Origin of the sequence: Pseudogulbenkiania sp. MAI-1 (assembly GCF_000527175.1) — a bacterium.
GTDB lineage: Bacteria > Pseudomonadota > Gammaproteobacteria > Burkholderiales > Chromobacteriaceae > Pseudogulbenkiania.
On record NZ_AZUR01000001.1, the window covers coordinates 689,085 to 704,199 of the forward strand.

General features: G+C 65.9%; 16 protein-coding genes. 7 read left to right on the forward strand and 9 right to left on the reverse strand.

Annotated features, from left to right (window positions below; translation table 11 throughout):
* The first annotated feature begins 108 nt into the window (after positions 1–108).
* On the forward strand, positions 109–1,518 hold the full coding sequence (gene hemN, locus PSEMAI1_RS0103140) for an oxygen-independent coproporphyrinogen III oxidase (RefSeq protein ID WP_024301458.1): 1,410 nt from the start codon (positions 109–111) through the stop codon (positions 1,516–1,518).
* 48 nt (positions 1,519–1,566) lie between these two features.
* Here the strand turns inward: hemN and PSEMAI1_RS0103145 are convergent, their stop codons facing one another.
* The 3 genes from PSEMAI1_RS0103145 to hmpA all read right to left on the reverse strand — a co-directional run bounded on the left by PSEMAI1_RS0103145 (position 1,567) and on the right by hmpA (position 4,473).
* Positions 1,567–2,550, reverse strand: a complete 984-nt coding sequence (locus tag PSEMAI1_RS0103145) for a patatin-like phospholipase family protein (protein ID WP_024301459.1) — start codon at positions 2,548–2,550, stop codon at positions 1,567–1,569.
* 189 nt (positions 2,551–2,739) lie between these two features.
* Complete coding sequence (locus PSEMAI1_RS0103150) at positions 2,740–3,198, reverse strand: Rrf2 family transcriptional regulator (RefSeq protein WP_024301460.1); 459 nt, start codon at positions 3,196–3,198, stop codon at positions 2,740–2,742.
* Positions 3,199–3,255: 57 nt separating this feature from the next.
* The gene (gene hmpA, locus PSEMAI1_RS0103155; protein ID WP_024301461.1) at positions 3,256–4,473 is read right to left on the reverse strand and encodes an NO-inducible flavohemoprotein; all 1,218 of its coding nucleotides are present in this window, start codon (positions 4,471–4,473) and stop codon (positions 3,256–3,258) included.
* 164 nt (positions 4,474–4,637) lie between these two features.
* Here hmpA and PSEMAI1_RS0103160 point away from each other — a divergent pair, with 164 nt between their 5' ends.
* Positions 4,638–4,850, forward strand: coding sequence for a hypothetical protein (locus tag PSEMAI1_RS0103160; protein ID WP_024301462.1), 213 nt, complete (start codon positions 4,638–4,640; stop codon positions 4,848–4,850).
* A gap of 39 nt (positions 4,851–4,889) precedes the next feature.
* On the opposite strand, the gene queF is transcribed toward PSEMAI1_RS0103160, so the two are convergent.
* Entirely contained in the window at positions 4,890–5,729 is an 840-nt protein-coding gene (queF, locus tag PSEMAI1_RS0103165; RefSeq protein WP_029770471.1) for an NADPH-dependent 7-cyano-7-deazaguanine reductase QueF, read from the reverse strand.
* A 28-nt stretch (positions 5,730–5,757) separates the two neighbouring features.
* Positions 5,758–7,290, reverse strand: a complete 1,533-nt coding sequence (gene murJ, locus PSEMAI1_RS0103170) for a murein biosynthesis integral membrane protein MurJ (RefSeq protein WP_024301464.1) — start codon at positions 7,288–7,290, stop codon at positions 5,758–5,760.
* Positions 7,291–7,417: 127 nt separating this feature from the next.
* On the opposite strand from murJ, the gene rpsT reads away from it, so the two are divergent.
* A complete protein-coding gene (gene rpsT, locus PSEMAI1_RS0103175; protein ID WP_008953359.1) occupies positions 7,418–7,684 on the forward strand; it encodes a 30S ribosomal protein S20 in 267 nt (88 codons plus the stop codon).
* A gap of 115 nt (positions 7,685–7,799) precedes the next feature.
* Positions 7,800–8,906, forward strand: a complete 1,107-nt coding sequence (locus PSEMAI1_RS0103180) for a phospholipase A (RefSeq protein ID WP_024301465.1) — start codon at positions 7,800–7,802, stop codon at positions 8,904–8,906.
* An 18-nt stretch (positions 8,907–8,924) separates the two neighbouring features.
* On the opposite strand, the gene PSEMAI1_RS0103185 is transcribed toward PSEMAI1_RS0103180, so the two are convergent.
* From PSEMAI1_RS0103185 to fabI, 3 genes are read right to left on the reverse strand one after another with little or no spacing between them, the layout of a single operon-like run.
* On the reverse strand, positions 8,925–10,079 hold the full coding sequence (locus PSEMAI1_RS0103185) for an acetate/propionate family kinase (protein WP_024301466.1): 1,155 nt from the start codon (positions 10,077–10,079) through the stop codon (positions 8,925–8,927).
* Positions 10,076–11,011, reverse strand: coding sequence for a phosphate acetyltransferase (locus PSEMAI1_RS0103190; protein ID WP_024301467.1), 936 nt, complete (start codon positions 11,009–11,011; stop codon positions 10,076–10,078). The genes PSEMAI1_RS0103185 and PSEMAI1_RS0103190 overlap by 4 nt, the downstream gene beginning before the upstream one ends.
* Before the next feature lie 13 nt (positions 11,012–11,024).
* Positions 11,025–11,801, reverse strand: coding sequence for an enoyl-ACP reductase FabI (fabI, locus tag PSEMAI1_RS0103195; protein ID WP_024301468.1), 777 nt, complete (start codon positions 11,799–11,801; stop codon positions 11,025–11,027).
* A gap of 245 nt (positions 11,802–12,046) precedes the next feature.
* Here fabI and PSEMAI1_RS0103200 point away from each other — a divergent pair, with 245 nt between their 5' ends.
* From PSEMAI1_RS0103200 to aspS, 3 genes are all read left to right on the forward strand, one after another.
* Entirely contained in the window at positions 12,047–12,295 is a 249-nt protein-coding gene (locus PSEMAI1_RS0103200; protein WP_024301469.1) for an FmdB family zinc ribbon protein, read from the forward strand.
* Positions 12,295–12,918 (forward strand): DUF502 domain-containing protein, encoded by a 624-nt coding sequence (locus tag PSEMAI1_RS0103205; RefSeq protein WP_024301470.1) that lies wholly within the window; start codon positions 12,295–12,297, stop codon positions 12,916–12,918. The genes PSEMAI1_RS0103200 and PSEMAI1_RS0103205 overlap by 1 nt, the downstream gene beginning before the upstream one ends.
* A 112-nt stretch (positions 12,919–13,030) precedes the next feature.
* On the forward strand, positions 13,031–14,833 hold the full coding sequence (gene aspS / locus PSEMAI1_RS0103210; RefSeq protein WP_024301471.1) for an aspartate--tRNA ligase: 1,803 nt from the start codon (positions 13,031–13,033) through the stop codon (positions 14,831–14,833).
* On the opposite strand, the gene PSEMAI1_RS21635 is transcribed toward aspS, so the two are convergent.
* Positions 14,809–15,003, reverse strand: coding sequence for a hypothetical protein (locus PSEMAI1_RS21635; RefSeq protein ID WP_156943078.1), 195 nt, complete (start codon positions 15,001–15,003; stop codon positions 14,809–14,811). The two genes, aspS and PSEMAI1_RS21635, sit on opposite strands and share 25 nt — an antisense overlap.
* Positions 15,004–15,115 lie beyond the last annotated feature (112 nt).

Consider the following 15,115-nt stretch of genomic DNA (forward strand, 5'->3'; position numbering starts at 1 on the left):
AGCCTTGATGTTGATCAAAGCGTTGGGCCTTGATATCGGTCAAAGCGTTTGCGGGTGGTTTGTCGCAAATTTACCAGCCCACCACTGGTTTTTCCATCGCGAGACATCATGAACGCCACCCACCACCCGTTTTCACCGACGCGCTGCGAATTCGACCGCGCCCTGATCGCCCGTCTGGACGGCGCCGGCCCGCGCTACACCTCGTACCCGACCGCCGACCGCTTCACCGACGACTTCACCGCCAAGGACTACCGTCACTGGCTGCAGCAGCGCCGCATCGGCGCCAACAGCGGGCCGGTGTCGCTGTACGTGCACCTGCCGTTCTGCAACACCGTCTGCTACTACTGCGGCTGCAACAAGATCATCACCAAGGACAAGAGCCGCGCCGACCGCTACCTCGATTACCTCGAGAAGGAGGTCAACCTGGTGGCCGACGTGCTGGGCCAGCGCGAGAAAGTCATCCAGCTGCACTTCGGCGGCGGCACCCCGACCTTCCTGTCGGACGAACAGCTGGAGCGGCTGATGGGAATACTCCGAACCCGCTTCGAATTCTTGGCGGAGGGAGAATATTCCATAGAGATAGATCCGCGCAAGGTCACGCGCGAAACCGTGCTGCATCTCGCCCGCCTCGGCTTCAACCGCATGAGCGTCGGGGTGCAGGATTTCGAGCCGCGCGTGCAGCAGGCGGTCAACCGCATCCAGAGCGAGGAAGAGACGCGGGTGGTGATCGACGCCGCGCGCGAGGCCGGCTTCCGCTCGGTCAGCGTCGACCTGATCTACGGCCTGCCGCTGCAGACGCAGGCCTCGGTGGCCGAAACGGTCGACAAGGTCATCGCCATGGGGCCGGACCGCATCGCGCTCTACAACTACGCCCACCTGCCGACCGTGTTCATGCCGCAGCGGCGCATCAACGAGGCCGATCTGCCGCTGCCGCCGGTCAAGCTCGACATCCTGCAGCACTCGGTGGAGCAACTGTCCGCCGCCGGCTACGTGTTCATCGGCATGGACCACTTCGCCAAGCCCGAGGACGACCTTACCGTGGCCTTGCGCCAGGGCCGCCTGCAGCGCAACTTCCAGGGCTACTCGACGCACGCCGACTGCGACATGATCGGCTTCGGCGTGTCGTCGATCGGCAAGGTCGGCCCCTGTTACAGCCAGAACGAGAAGGATCTCGAAGGCTACTACGCCGCGCTCGACGAGAACCGCCTGCCGGTGCTGCGCGGCATGGTGCTGGACGGCGACGACATCCTGCGCCGCTCCATCATCCAGGCGCTGATGTGCCGCTTCGCGCTGTCGGTGGAGGCCATCGAGCAGGTGCACGGCATCGTCTTCGCCGACTATTTCGCCGCCGAGATGCCGGCCATCCGCGAGTTCCAGCAGCAGGGCCTGCTGACCTTCGACGGCGACTTCCTGATGGTTGAGCCCAAGGGACGCTTCCTGATCCGCAACATCGCCATGGCCTTCGACCGCCACCTGCGCGAGCGCCAGACGAAGGCGCGCTACTCGCGCACCATCTGAGCGGGGCGCGACTCCGGGGGCGGGCTCTTGCCGCCCCTGTGCCGTGCCTCAGTGGATGCGCCGCAACAGCCGCATCGTGCTTTTCTGTCCCACCGCCTCCCCATGGTCCTCCAGCCAGGCCTGGGCACGCTCGCGTCCGGCGGCGAACAGCTCCTGCACCAGACCGTGATGCGGCGTGAGCTTGCTCAGGCTGTCGAGCTGGCCGGTGGTGGCGTCCGCATCGATATGGTGCAGGCGCAGCCGGCGCAGGTGCCGCTCCAGCCGGCCCAGGCTCAGCAGGCTCTTGTCGGCCTCGCGCTTGGCGATGGCCAGCCCCTGCAGCTCGGTGTGCAGCGACGAGCCGAAGCTGATGTCGTTGAGGCGGCGGTCGACGTGGCCCGCGCTGTCGGGCGTCTCCTCCCAGCGCTGCGGCACCAGCGTCACCAGCACGATGTCGCTGGCTTGGCCCTGGTAGGCGAGCGGGAACAGCGGCGGATTGGCGGTCAGCCCGCCGTCCCAGTAGGCCTCGCCGTCGATATGGACAGTGTGGTGCAGTTGCGGCAGGCAGGCGGAAGCGAGCAGATGCTCGGTGCTCAGCTCATGGGTGTGGAACAGCTTGAGGCGGCCGCTGTTGACGTGGGTCGCGGCGATGAACAGCTGGATACGGCTGCTGCGCAGCCGGGTGAAATCGATGCTGGCGTCGATCAGCTCGCGCAGCGGGTTGTAGTCGAACGGGTTGAGCTGGTCCGAGGTGAGGACGCGCGACAGGAACAGCAAGCCATGCAGCGCGGCGGGTGGGGTGTGGGCCGCCGGCCAGGGATAGAGCGCCGAGAGCTGGTGCCAGAACCGGCTCAGCGCCTCGCGCGCGCCGTCGTAGCCGTCTTGCATGAAGCCGTGCGTCAAGAGCGCCGCGTTCAGGGCACCGGCGCTGGCGCCGCTCAGCGCCGTGGGACGGAAGCGCCGCGTTTCCAGCAGCCGGTCCAGCACGCCCCAGGTGAAGGCGCCGTGCGCGCCGCCGCCTTGCAGGGCCAATGCGATGTCAGTGGTTTTCATCTGTGCTCCCTTTCTCGAAGAGGCCGACCGATACAGCCTAGGTCGGCTCTGTTGCGGGGATGTGTTGCCGCGACGCTGCGGCAGGAGGAGGGCCGTGCGGCCCGGTGGGCGGTGTGGCGATATCGCGCACCGCAGATGCTTTTCAGGACAAGCAAACTTCCGGCCAGCGGCCGGCAGACGCTGGGGCGGTCAGGGGGCGTCCGATGCCAGCGGGCGCGGCCGGCGGTGCAGTCGGATGATGGCCTCGCCGGTCGGTTCGGCCACGGCGGAGGCCAGCGTGAACTGGTTGAGCGCCTCGAAGAAGGCGGTGAGCCCGACGTCGAGTGCGGACTTGAGCTGGCAGCCGCTGCGCAGCGCACAGGGCGGTTCGGCGCAGTCGATCAGATCGCTCATGCCCTCCAGCGTGCGGATGACGTCGCCCAGCCGGTAGTGATCGGCCGGGCGCGCCAAGGCCAGCCCGCCGCCCTTGCCGCGGGTGGTGACCAGCCAGCCCTGCTGCGCCATGAAGTGCACCACCTTGACCAGGTGGTGGCGCGACACGGCGAAACGCTCGGCGATTTCCGGTATGGTCACCGGGGTGCCGCGCTCGCGGTGGGTCAGGTACATCAATACCCGGAGGCCGAGGTCGGTAAAGCGGGTCAACTGCATGATCGGTTCTGTCTGGCGTGATGCGGGCAGGATACCCCTCCCGCCCGCGCTTCACAATCAGCCGGCCACGGTGTGCGAGCCGAACACTTCGTAATGGATGCGTCCGGCCTCGACCCCCTCGCCCAGCAGCCAGTCGCGCTGCGCCAGCATGAAGGGCAGCGGACCGCACAGGTAGTAGTCGGCCTCCGGCAGCAGTACCTGGTCGCGGACGGCGGACAGATCGACGCGGCCCTGCAGGTCGTAGTCCTCGCCCTGCTTGTCGCCGGCCTTCACTTCCTCATAGAACACCACCTTGCTGACGTTGTCGCATTCGGCGGCGATCTGGCGGACGTGGCGCTTCATGGCGTGTACCGCGCCGTTGCGGCAGCCATGGACGAAGGCGATGCGGCGCGGGCTGCCGCTCAGCACCAGGTGGTTGAGCATGGAAATCATCGGCGTCAGGCCGACGCCGCCGCTGACCAGCACCACCGGGGTGTCGCGCTCCTCGTGCAGGAAGAAGTCGCCACACGGCGGGGCCAGTTCCAGCTGGTCGCCCTCGTGCACGGTGTCGTGCAGCAGGTTGGAAACGCGGCCGGCCGGGGTGGTTCCGTTGCCGGCTTCGCGCTTGACCGAAATGCGCAGGTAGTCGCGGCCCGGCGCATCCGACAGGCTGTACTGGCGCGGCTGTTGCACGCCCCATTCCTCCACGAAGCGCTTGACGGTGATGTACTGGCCGGGGCGGAAGCCGGGCACCGCGCCCTTGTCGGAGGGATAAAGATAGAACGAGGTGATCTCGTCGCTTTCCTTGACCTTGCGTCCGACCGTGAAGCTGCGCTGGCCCGACCAGCCGCCACGGCTCAGCGTGGTGTCGGTGTAGATCTGCTGCTCGGCGTCGATGAGCAGGTCGGCCAGTTGGCCATAGGCCAGCTTCCACGCCTCGATCAGCTCGTCGCTCGCGGCCTCGCCCAGCACCTCGCGGATCGACGACAGCAGGTGATGGCCGACGATGGGGTAGTGCTCGGCGCGGATGCCCACGCTGACGTGCTTGTGGGCGATGCGCGCCAGCACCGGGGCCAGCACCGAAGGATCGTCGATGTGCTCGGCGTAGCCCAGCACCGCGAGCGCCAGTGCCTGCTGCTGTTGGCCGGCGTCCTGCTTGGCCTGGTTGAAGATGTGCTTCAGCTCGGGGTTGTGGCTGAACATGCGGCGGTAGAAATGGCTGGTGAGGGCGACGCCGTGTTCGCGCAGAACCGGGACGGTGGCTTTGACGAGTTCGCGATGCTGGCTGCTGAGCATGTGTGGTCCTTTGAAGTTGTTTAAAAAATACATCTTATTGATCGCTGGTATATCAGCGCTTGCTGATGCTGGACGTGTTGCGTTTAAAGATGTATCAATAGTACATGTTTAAATCCGGTGCTGTCACCTGCCGCGTGCCGCACCGTGTCGGAAAGGTGTGAATCATGCGACAGAGAATCGAACGTGCCGCCGTCCTCGTCATGCTGGTGTCCCTGCTGGTGTTCGGGCTGGGGGTTTATGCCGCGTACTTCCGCGAACAGGACGTCGCCATGCCGCTCCTGATCGCGGCGCACCTGTCGCTGACGATCGCGGCCGGCTTGTTTAAGGTGGGGGCGGTGGTGCTGATGGCCTGCCGCAAGGCGCGGCTGGCGCTGTGAGAGGGCGGCCGACGTGGCGTCGGTCCGCCTGTGGAGGTATTACTGGCGCGCGGTGCGCACGTTCTCCGGCGCCGGCTCGCCGCTGTTGCTGCGGAAGGGGTTGATGTCGAGCCCGCCGCGCCGGGTGTAGCGCGCGTACACCGTCAGTGCCGTCGGTTTGCAGGCACGCAGCACGTCGACGAAGATGCGCTCCACGCACTGCTCGTGGAACTCGTTGTGCTGGCGGAAGCCGATCAGGTAGCGCAGCAGGCTCTCACGCTCGATCTTCGGCCCGGTATAGCGGATCTGCACGCTGCCCCAGTCGGGCTGGCCGGTGACCAGGCAGTTCGACTTCAGTAGGTTGGAGCACAGCGTCTCGCTGACGACCTCTGCCGGATCGGCCGTGAGGCGAGCCGGGTCGGGATGGTAGTCGCTGACCTCGATGTCGAGATCGTCGATGTACTCGCCGGCGAGTTCGCGCACCTGCTCGCGGGCGAAATCCTGCGGGCTCAGCAGGGAGACGGTCACCGCACCGCCGGCGGCGCGCGACAGGTCGAGCGCGAGCTGCGCCTGCAACTGCTCGGGGCTGTCGAGCCGGGTCTGGTTGTAGCTGTTCAGATACAGCTTGAACGATTTGGACTCGATCAGGTTCGGCGTGTCGGCCGGAATGCGGAAAGTGGCGATGGCCACCTGCGGCTTGCCGCGGGCGTTGAGCCACGACAGCTCGTAGCCGGTCCACAGGTCGACGCCGGCAAACGGCAGTGCCGAACCGTCCACGCCGATCTCGTCGCGCTTCTGCTGGCGCGGGATAGGGAACAAGAGCTCCGGCGCGTAGTGGTCCTGATACTGCACCGCCTTGCCGAGTGGCGACTGTTCCGGCGTCATCGTGTTGTTCGTCATGATGTCGATCTTTCCTCGGTCGGCCCGTTCAATGCTCGCGCCGCATGAAGTCCCGCGGACGGAAGCCCTGCAGGAAGAGTAGGACGAAATATGCCGCCGCTCCCGCTGCGATGATGGCCGACAGCCAGGCGGCGCGCTGCCAGGCGTGGCCATGCCAGTCGATCGGCAGCCACAGCGCCGCCATTAGCAGCGCCGCCATGCCCCCTACCGCCACGGCAAGCCGCAACAGAAAGGAGCGCCAGCCCGGCTGTGGCTGGTAGATGCCGTGTTTCAGCAGCAGGTAGAGCAACAGCCCGGCGTTGAGGCAGGCGCCCAGCCCGATCGACAGCGCGAGCCCCGCGTGTTTGAGCGGGAAGACGAAGGCCAGGTTCATCAACTGCGTCATGAGCAAGGTGACGATGGCGATCTTCACCGGCGTCTTGATGTTCTGCCGGGCGTAGAAACCCGGCGCCAGCACCTTCACCAGGATCAGCCCCAGCAGGCCGACGGCGTAGGCGATCAGCGCGCGCTGCGTCATCAGCGCGTCGAGCGCAGAGAATTTGCCGTACATGAACAAGGTGGCGATCAGGGGCTGCGACAGCACCGCCAGACCCACCGTGGCCGGCACCGCCAACAACAGCGACAGGCGGATGCCCCAGTCCAGCAATTTGGAAAAATCCTCGGACGAGTTGTTGGCAGCGTGTTTCGACAACGACGGCAGCAGGATGGTGCCGAGCGCCACCCCCAGCACCCCGGTGGGGAATTCCATCAGGCGGTCGGCGTAGTACATCCACGACACGCTGCCCGAGGTCAGGAACGAGGCGAAAATGGTGTTGATCACCAGCGAGATCTGCGCGATCGACACGCCGAAGATCGCCGGACCCATCTGGCGGATGATGCGCCACACCGCCGCGTCCCTGAACGCCAGGCGCGGCCACGGCAGCATGCCCACCTGCTTCAGGTAGGGCAGCTGGTAGACGAGCTGCAGGATGCCGCCGATGAACACCGCCCATGCCAGCACCAGCACCGGCGGGTGGAAGTAGGGTGCTAGCAGCAGCGAGCACAGGATGAACGAAATGTTGAGGAAGGTCGGCGTGAACGCCGGCACCGAGAAGCGGTTCCAGGTGTTGAGCACGCTGCCCGCCAGCGACGACAGCGAGATGAACAGAATATAAGGGAAGGTGATGCGCAGCAGATCGACGGTCAGCTCGAACTTGCCGGCGTCGTCGGCGAAACCGGGGGCGGAAATCCAGATGATCCACGGCGCGGCCAGCATGCCCAGCGCCGTCACCACGAGCAGGGCGAGCGTCAGCATGCCGGAGACGGCGGCGAGAAACTGGCGCGTTTCCTCGTCCCCGCGCTGCTGCTTGTACTCCGCCAGCACCGGCACGAAAGCCTGCGAGAACGCCCCCTCGGCGAACACCCGGCGCAGCAGGTTGGGCAGCTTGAAGGCCACGAAGAAGGCATCGGTGGCGAGCCCGGCACCGAACACGCGGGCGATGATGGCGTCGCGGACGAAACCCAGCACGCGCGACACCATGGTCATGCTGCTGACGGTGGCAAGAGCCTTGAGCAGGTTCATTGGGCGGAAAAACCGGTCTGGGGATTGGCAAGCCGGCTAGTTTACGCGGTACGCATTGCTGTTGCAAAACCGGAGTATAGGGCTTAGAATCGCGGGTTTCAGATTCCGCTCATCAGGAGAAAGTTTCATGGCTAATAGCGCACAAGCTCGCAAGCGTGCACGCCAGGCTCTCAAGCAGCGCGCGCATAACGCCAGCCTGCGTACTGCGTTCCGTACCGCAGTGAAGAAAGTGATCAAGGCTGTTGAAGCCGGTGACAAGGCTGCCGCCAAAGACGTGTTCCAGGCTTCCGTTAAAGTGATCGACCGCATTGCCGACAAGGGCGTGTTCCACAAGAACAAGGCTGCTCGTCACAAGAGCCGTCTGTCCGCCCAGATCAAGGCCATGGCTGCCTGATCCGTCCGACAGGACCGCGAATATGCAAAGGCCCCGCAGCAGCGGGGCCTTTTGCTTTTCCGGAACCGTCGGCGCCAGCTGCGGGTCATATCCTCTTTTTTTGCCGATGACGCCCATGCTTTTTTCGCGCTGTCTGCTGGGCCTGCCGCTGATGCTGCCGCTGTTGTGCTCGGCCGAGACCGCCGCCGAGACCGCCGACGCCGCGCTCGGCCGTTGCGCCAAGCTGGCACAAGCCCAGGCGCGGCTGGCCTGCTTCGATGCGGCGGCGGCAGCCCTGCATCCCGCCGTGCCTGTGACAAGCGCCAGCGAGGCTGCCGTCCCCGCACCGGCCGAGGCGGCCGCCGAAACCCCGGCGGCGGCTGCAGCAGAGCCGGTTGCAGGCCCGGCGCCGCAGGAAACGGCCGCCGAGGCGCTGCCCACGCATACCTCGCTGGCCCAGTTGTGGGACCTCGACGACGACAGCCCGCGCGGTGTCTTCATGCTGCGCGGCCACCGTCCGTCGTACTTCCTGCCCGGCTGGCACCAGGCCCATCCCAACTATGCCCCGTCTTCGCCGACCCAGGGCGCCGCCACCCAGGACCTGCGGCATACCGAAGCCAAGTTCCAGCTCTCGTTCAAGAGCAAGATCTGGCAGAACATGCTGGGCACACCGGCCGACCTGTGGTTCGGCTACACCCAGCAATCGCACTGGCAGCTCTACAACAAGCACCAGTCCTCGCCGTTCCGCGAAACCGACTACGAACCCGAGATCATGGCCAGCGTGCCGGTCGACTGGTCGTGGCTGGGCTGGCGGGTGCGCTTGCTGGGCACCGGCTTCGTGCACCAGTCCAACGGCCAGAGCGACCCGCTGTCGCGTAGCTGGAACCGGGTGTACGGCATGGTCGGCGTGGAGCGCGGTCCGCTGACGTTGACGGCCCGATTGTGGCAGCGCCTGCCGGAGACGGAAGGAAGCGACGACAACCCGGACATCACCGACTACTACGGCCACGGCGACCTGCAGGCGCTGTACCGTTGGAACAACCACACCCTGGGCACGCTGGTGCGCTACAACCCCTCGACCGGCAAGGGGGCGCTGCAGCTGGGCTGGACCTTCCCGCTCTCGGGCCGGCTGCGTGGTTACCTGCAGTACTTCGACGGCTACGGCGAAAGCCTGATCGACTACAACCACCGCAACCAGGGCATCGGTTTCGGCCTGCTGCTCAACGACTGGACGCAGAACTGAGGACGAAGCGGCGGGGGCTCAGCCGAGGAGGGCGGCCGCGCTTTTCAGCATCTCGCCTTCCTCGTCGGTGGGAATCATCCAGGCGCTGCGCGGGCTCGCCAGCGTGGTCAGGCGGCGGGCGTGCGCCAGGTTGGCCGGCAGGTCCAGCTCGAAACCGAGCCAGGACAACTGCTTGAGCACGCGGCCTCGGATCTCCGGCGAGCGCTCGCCGATGCCGGCGGTGAAGATCACCGCGTCCAGCCCCTTCATCGACGCTGCCAGCGCGCCGATCTCCCTCACCACCCGGTAGCAGAACAGCTCGACCGCCTCGCGCGCCGCCGGCTCATGGCTGGCGAGCAACTCACGCATATCGGCCGACAGCCCCGACACCCCCAGCAGGCCCGAGTTCTTGTACAGCTCGCGCCGCACCTCGGCCACGCCCATGCCCTCGTGCTCCATCCAGTACAGCAGCACCTCCGGGTCGAGCGCGCCGGGGCGGGTGCCCATCATCAGCCCGTCCACGGCGGAAAACCCCATGCTGCTGGCGACGCTGCGCCCCTGCACCATGGCGCAGGCGCTGGCGCCGCTGCCCAGGTGGCACACCACCACCTTGCCCTCGGCGAGGCCGAGCTCCGGCAGGCGGCGCGCGATGGCGGCGTAGGACAGGCCGTGAAAGCCGTAACGCCGCACCCCTTCCTCGTGCCAGTGGCGGGCGATGCCGAAGCGGGTGGCCACCTCCGGCTGGCTCACGTGGAAGGCGGTGTCGAAGCAGGCGATCTGTGTCAGCCGCTCGTCCAGCGCGGTGAAGGCGTCGATCACCGCCAGGCTCACCGGCTGGTGCAGCGGGGCCAGCGGGATGAATTCGTCCAGCTCGGCGCGTACCGGCGGCGTCAGCCGTACCGGCTCGCTGAAGCGGCGGCCGCCGTGCACCACGCGGTGCAGCACCGCCGAGACCGCCAACTGGCGGTCGGCCAGCGCGTTGATCACCGCCGCCACCGCCATGTCGCGGCGGCTGTCGCTCAGCTCCTGCTCCAGGAGCGGCGCCCCTTTGCCGTCGGCGAGCGAGAGCCGGCTGCCGGCCTGGCCGAAGCCGTCGACCAGCCCCTTGACCTGCAGGGCATGGCTCTCCGCCGCGTAGGCGCGGAACTTCAGCGTGGCCGAGCCGGCGTTGATGGCGAGAATCACCTTTTTCATGTCAGCGGCTCCCGCCGCGGCTTGCCGTGCGCCAGCAGGCTCGCCACCGCGGTCGAGGCCAGCCTGCCGTCGGAATCGTCGGCGCGGCTGGTGAGCACGATGGGCACGCGCGCCCCCATCACGATGCCGGCCGAGGCGGCGGCGGCGAGGTAGGACAGCTGCTTGGCCAGCATGTTGCCGGACTCCAGGTCGGGCACCAGCAGGATGTCCGGGTCGCCGGCCACCGGCGAGACGATGCCCTTGGTCTTGGCCGCCTCGCTCGAGATGGCGTTGTCGAAGGCCAGTGGGCCGTCCAGGATGGCGCCGGTGATCTGGCCGCGGTCAGCCATCTTGCACAGCGCCGCGGCGTCGATGGTGGAGCGTAGCTCGGGGTTGATGGTCTCCACCGCCGACAGGATCGCCACCTTGGGCCGGGCGATGCCCAGCGCGTGGCACAGGTCGATGGCGTTCTGGCAGATGTCGCGCTTGGCGGTGAGGTCCGGTTCGATGTTGATCGCCGCGTCGGTGATGAACAGGTAGCGCGGGTAGCTCTCCACCTTCATGATGAACACGTGGCTGATGCGGCGCTCGGTACGGATGCCGCCGCTGCGCGCGGTGACCTCGCTCATGAACTCGTCGGTGTGCAGGCTGCCCTTCATCAGGATGTCGGCGTAGCCGTCGCGCACCAGTGCCACCGCCTGCTCGGCGGCGGCGTGGCTGTGCGGCACGTCGATGGTCTCGAAGCGGCTGAGGTCGATGGCCAGCTCCTCGGCCAGCTTCTTCAGCTTGGCCTGCGGAGCGACCAGGATGGGCCGGGCGATGCCGTGCTCGGCGCTTTCCACCGCGCCCAGCAGTGCCTCGCGGCTGCAGGGGTGGGCCACCGCCATCGGCAGCGGCCCGAGTAGTTCGGCCTGTTGCAGGATGTCGGCGAAGGCTTGATCGTCATGTGTCATGCTTGGTGTCCCCTCAGGCCATGATGTGGAAGCCGCCGTCGACGTAGAAGGTGTCGCCGGTCAGCGCGCGGGCCGCGTCCGAGATCAGGAAGGCGCAGGTCTGGCCGACGTCCTCGATGTCCACCAGCCGGTTCTGCGGCGCACGCTCGATGGCGTCGTCGATCAGCTGGTCGAAGTGGGCGATGCCGGAGGCGGCGCGGGTCTTCAGCGGCCCCGGCGACACCGCGTGCACGCGGATGCCCTTGTTGCCCAGCTCGTGCGCCAGGTAGCGCGTGGCGCTCTCCAGCGCGGCCTTCACCGGTCCCATGATATTGTAGTTCTCCACCACCTTGTCGGCGCCGTAATAGCTCATCGTGATCAGCGTGCCGCCGTGCTTCATGCGCGGCTCGGCCAGCCGTGCGGTCTCGATGAAGGAATAGCACGACACCCGCATCGCCTGCTGGAAACCTTCCAGCGACACGTCGGTGACGCGGCCGTGCAGGTCCTCCATCGGGCAGAAGGCGATCGAGTGGATGACGAAGTCGAGCCCGCCCCACTCCTCATCGATGGCGTCGAACACCGCGTCGAGCTGGCCCGGCTGCTCCACGTCGAGCGGCAGGATCAGCGGCGACTGCAACGTTTCCGCCAGCGGCCGCACGTATTTCTCGGCCTTCTCGTTGAGATAGGTGACGGCACACTCCGCTCCCAGCGCCTTCAACACGCGGGCGCAGCCGTAGGCGATACTATGCTCGTTGGCGATGCCGATGATCAGGCCCTTCTTGCCGGCGAGCGGTGACTGAATGCTTTGCATGGGTTTTTGCTCCCTGTATGCAGAATGGGTTCAGAGGACAGCTTCGCCGTGTGGGATTGCGGTGGTGTGACGAAACAGTATTTTTGTGTTGCACTGGCAGTCGGATATAATCACCCGTTTGTGAACAGCTGCTTGCGTTGTGGCGGGAATGTCCCCACCTGACCCGAAGCCAGGCTTGGTAAGCTTCAACTGTAGCAAGAAACATGCCGTCTATGCCATTGTCAATGGCGGGCGAGGAGAGAAACATGCCGATTTACGCATACCGTTGCGATGCCTGCGGGGTCGCCAAGGAACACCTGCAGAAGATGAGCGATGCGCCGATTGCGGCCTGTCCCGAGTGCGGCAGCGCCGACTACCGCAAGCAATTGACGGCGGCGGGATTCCAGCTCAAGGGCTCGGGCTGGTACGCCACCGACTTCAAGAACAGCAGCTCCCCGGCGCCGTCCGGCGGCGGCCACAGCTGCGGTACCGGCGGTTGCGGTAGCTGTAATTGATGGCGCGTCTGCATCTCAATTTCAAGGGCCATCTCGTCACCGGCCTGTTGATCTGGCTGCCGGTGGCGGTGACGCTGTGGGTGCTGAACCTGATCATCAGCACGCTGGATCAGACTCTCACCCTGCTGCCGGAAAACTGGCGTCCCGAGGCGCTGATCGGCTTCCACATCCCCGGCTTGGGCGTGGTGCTGTCGGTGCTGATCCTGCTCGGCACCGGCATCCTCGCCGCCAACGTGCTGGGGCAGCGCCTGTTCAGCTTCTGGGATGCGCTGATCTCGCGCACCCCGGTGGTCAAGTCGATCTACAGCAGCGTCAAGCAGGTCAGCGACACGCTGCTGTCCGACTCCGGCCAGGCTTTCCGCCAGGCCCTGCTGGTGCAGTTTCCGCATCAGGGCGCCTGGACCGTGGCGTTCCAGACCGGTACGCCGGCGGCCGACGTGACGGCCCACCTGGACGGCGAGGAATACGTCAGCGTGTACGTGCCGACCACGCCCAACCCGACTTCGGGCTACTTCATCATGGTGCCCAAGAAGGACACGCGCGAGCTCAACATGAGCGTGGATGCCGCGCTGAAGTACGTGATTTCCATGGGGGTGGTGGCCCCCCCGGGCAAGGACGAATAAGGGCCTCGCTCCACGGCGGCTGCGCCTTCACGCCCCTGGTCGGGCAGCTGGGCGGGCCGTGGAAGCAGGCCTCGAAGCTTTACCGAAATTTTACGATTGAATTCAGGATATTATGCGAACCAACTATTGCGGGCTGATTGACAAGGCCTATCTCGGCCAGACCGTCACGGTGAAGGGCTGGGTGCATCGCCGTCGCGACCACGGCGGCGTGATTTTCATCGACCTGCGCGACCGCGAAGGCCTGGTGCAGGTGGTGATCGATCCGGACACCCCGGAGGCGTTCAAGCTGGCCGACAGCAGCCGCCACGAATACGTGCTGGCCATCACCGGCCTGGTGCGCGAGCGCCCGGCCGGCACCGCCAACCCCCACCTGATTTCCGGTGAGATCGAAATCCTGGCCAAGGACATCGAGATCCTGAACACGGCCGCCACCCCGCCGTTCCAGATCGACGACGAGAACCTGTCGGAAAACGTGCGTCTGACCCACCGCGTGATCGATCTGCGCCGCCCGCAAATGCAGAAGAACCTGCGCCTGCGCTACAAGGTGGCGATGGGCGTGCGCCAGTACCTCGACCAGCAGGGCTTCATCGACATCGAGACCCCGATGCTGACCCGCTCCACCCCGGAAGGCGCCCGCGACTACCTGGTGCCGTCCCGCGTGCATCCGGGCGAGTTCTTCGCGCTGCCGCAGTCGCCGCAGCTCTTCAAGCAGCTCCTGATGGTGGCCGGCTTCGACCGCTACTACCAGATCACCAAGTGCTTCCGCGACGAAGACCTGCGTGCCGACCGCCAGCCGGAATTCACCCAGATCGACCTGGAAACCTCGTTCCTGAACGAGGACCAGATCATGGACATCACCGAGGGCATGACGCGCCAGATCTTCCGCGACGTGATGGGCGTGGAACTGGGCGACTTCCCGCGCATGAGCTACGCCGACGCCATGCACTACTACGGCTCCGACAAGCCGGACATGCGCGTCAGCCTACAGTTCACCGAACTGACCGATCTGATGAAGACCGAGGAGTTCAAGGTGTTCCGCGGTGCCGCCGACCTGCCGAACGGCCGTGTCGTGGCGCTGCGCGTGCCGGGCGGCGCGTCGCTCTCCCGCAAGGAGATCGACGACTACACCCAGTTCGTCGGCATCTACGGCGCCAAGGGCCTGGCCTACATCAAGGTCAACGACAAGAGCAAGATCACCAACGACGAGAACAGCGGCCTGCAGTCGCCGATCGTCAAGTTCCTGTCGGTGAACGCTCTCAATGAAATCATGGCGCGCACCGGCGCCGACAATGGCGACATCATCTTCTTCGGCGCCGACAAGGCCAAGGTGGTGAACGAGGCGATCGGCGCGCTGCGCATCAAGATCGGCCACGAGCGCGGCCTGGCCGGCGGCTACTTCGTCAAGGAATGGCGCCCGCTGTGGGTGGTCGACTTCCCGATGTTCGAGTACGACGAGGACGACGACCGCTGGACCGCCTGCCACCATCCGTTCACCAGCCCGAAACCGGGCCACGAGGACCTGATGGACAGCAACCCGGGCGCCTGCCTGGCGCGCGCCTACGACATGGTGCTCAACGGCTGGGAAATCGGTGGCGGCTCGGTGCGTATCCACCGTGCCGAGGTGCAGGAGAAGGTATTCGGTGCGCTGAAGATCACCCCGGAAGAACAGCAGAACAAGTTCGGCTTCCTGCTCGACAACCTCAAGTTCGGCGCGCCGCCGCACGGCGGCCTGGCCTTCGGCCTCGACCGTCTGGTGACCCTGATGGCCGGCGCCGAGTCGATCCGCGACGTGATCGCCTTCCCGAAGACCCAACGTGCACAGTGTCTGTTGACCAACGCGCCGGGCGCGGTGGACGAGAAGCAGCTGCGCGAGCTCAACCTGCGCCTGCGTCAGAAGACCGACGCCAAGGCCTGAGCGGTCGGGTGAGGCAACAACGGGAGCCCAGGCTCCCGTTTTTCTTTTATGCGCTTGGCACGCGGACCTGGCTTGAAAAATACCTCGCCTGCCACCAGAAACAAAAAATACGCTTTTGCAGGGCGGGCGCAGGTTTTGTTCTGCTGATTGAAAAACTCAATCGCTCCCATATGGAATTCCAATTGGCGGTCGCCGCGTCCCCTGATTTATAAAGCCACGCGTTGACGATGGCCGCCCGCTCCTGGCGGACGGTCCATACTGTGATGACCTGAAAGGAGCATT

Coding starts and splice junctions, on each gene's coding strand:
- PSEMAI1_RS21635 (WP_156943078.1), bottom strand. CDS start 15,003: ATGGGAGCGATTGAGTTTTTCAATCAGCAGAACAAAACCTGCGCCCGC.
- hmpA (WP_024301461.1), bottom strand. CDS start 4,473: ATGCTCAGCAGCCAGCATCGCGAACTCGTCAAAGCCACCGTCCCGGTT.
- aspS (WP_024301471.1), top strand. CDS start 13,031: ATGCGAACCAACTATTGCGGGCTGATTGACAAGGCCTATCTCGGCCAG.
- PSEMAI1_RS0103160 (WP_024301462.1), top strand. CDS start 4,638: ATGCGACAGAGAATCGAACGTGCCGCCGTCCTCGTCATGCTGGTGTCC.
- murJ (WP_024301464.1), bottom strand. CDS start 7,290: ATGAACCTGCTCAAGGCTCTTGCCACCGTCAGCAGCATGACCATGGTG.
- PSEMAI1_RS0103190 (WP_024301467.1), bottom strand. CDS start 11,011: ATGACACATGACGATCAAGCCTTCGCCGACATCCTGCAACAGGCCGAA.
- PSEMAI1_RS0103150 (WP_024301460.1), bottom strand. CDS start 3,198: ATGCAGTTGACCCGCTTTACCGACCTCGGCCTCCGGGTATTGATGTAC.
- rpsT (WP_008953359.1), top strand. CDS start 7,418: ATGGCTAATAGCGCACAAGCTCGCAAGCGTGCACGCCAGGCTCTCAAG.
- PSEMAI1_RS0103200 (WP_024301469.1), top strand. CDS start 12,047: ATGCCGATTTACGCATACCGTTGCGATGCCTGCGGGGTCGCCAAGGAA.
- PSEMAI1_RS0103185 (WP_024301466.1), bottom strand. CDS start 10,079: ATGAAAAAGGTGATTCTCGCCATCAACGCCGGCTCGGCCACGCTGAAG.
- fabI (WP_024301468.1), bottom strand. CDS start 11,801: ATGCAAAGCATTCAGTCACCGCTCGCCGGCAAGAAGGGCCTGATCATC.
- queF (WP_029770471.1), bottom strand. CDS start 5,729: ATGACGAACAACACGATGACGCCGGAACAGTCGCCACTCGGCAAGGCG.
- PSEMAI1_RS0103205 (WP_024301470.1), top strand. CDS start 12,295: ATGGCGCGTCTGCATCTCAATTTCAAGGGCCATCTCGTCACCGGCCTG.
- hemN (WP_024301458.1), top strand. CDS start 109: ATGAACGCCACCCACCACCCGTTTTCACCGACGCGCTGCGAATTCGAC.
- PSEMAI1_RS0103145 (WP_024301459.1), bottom strand. CDS start 2,550: ATGAAAACCACTGACATCGCATTGGCCCTGCAAGGCGGCGGCGCGCAC.
- PSEMAI1_RS0103180 (WP_024301465.1), top strand. CDS start 7,800: ATGCTTTTTTCGCGCTGTCTGCTGGGCCTGCCGCTGATGCTGCCGCTG.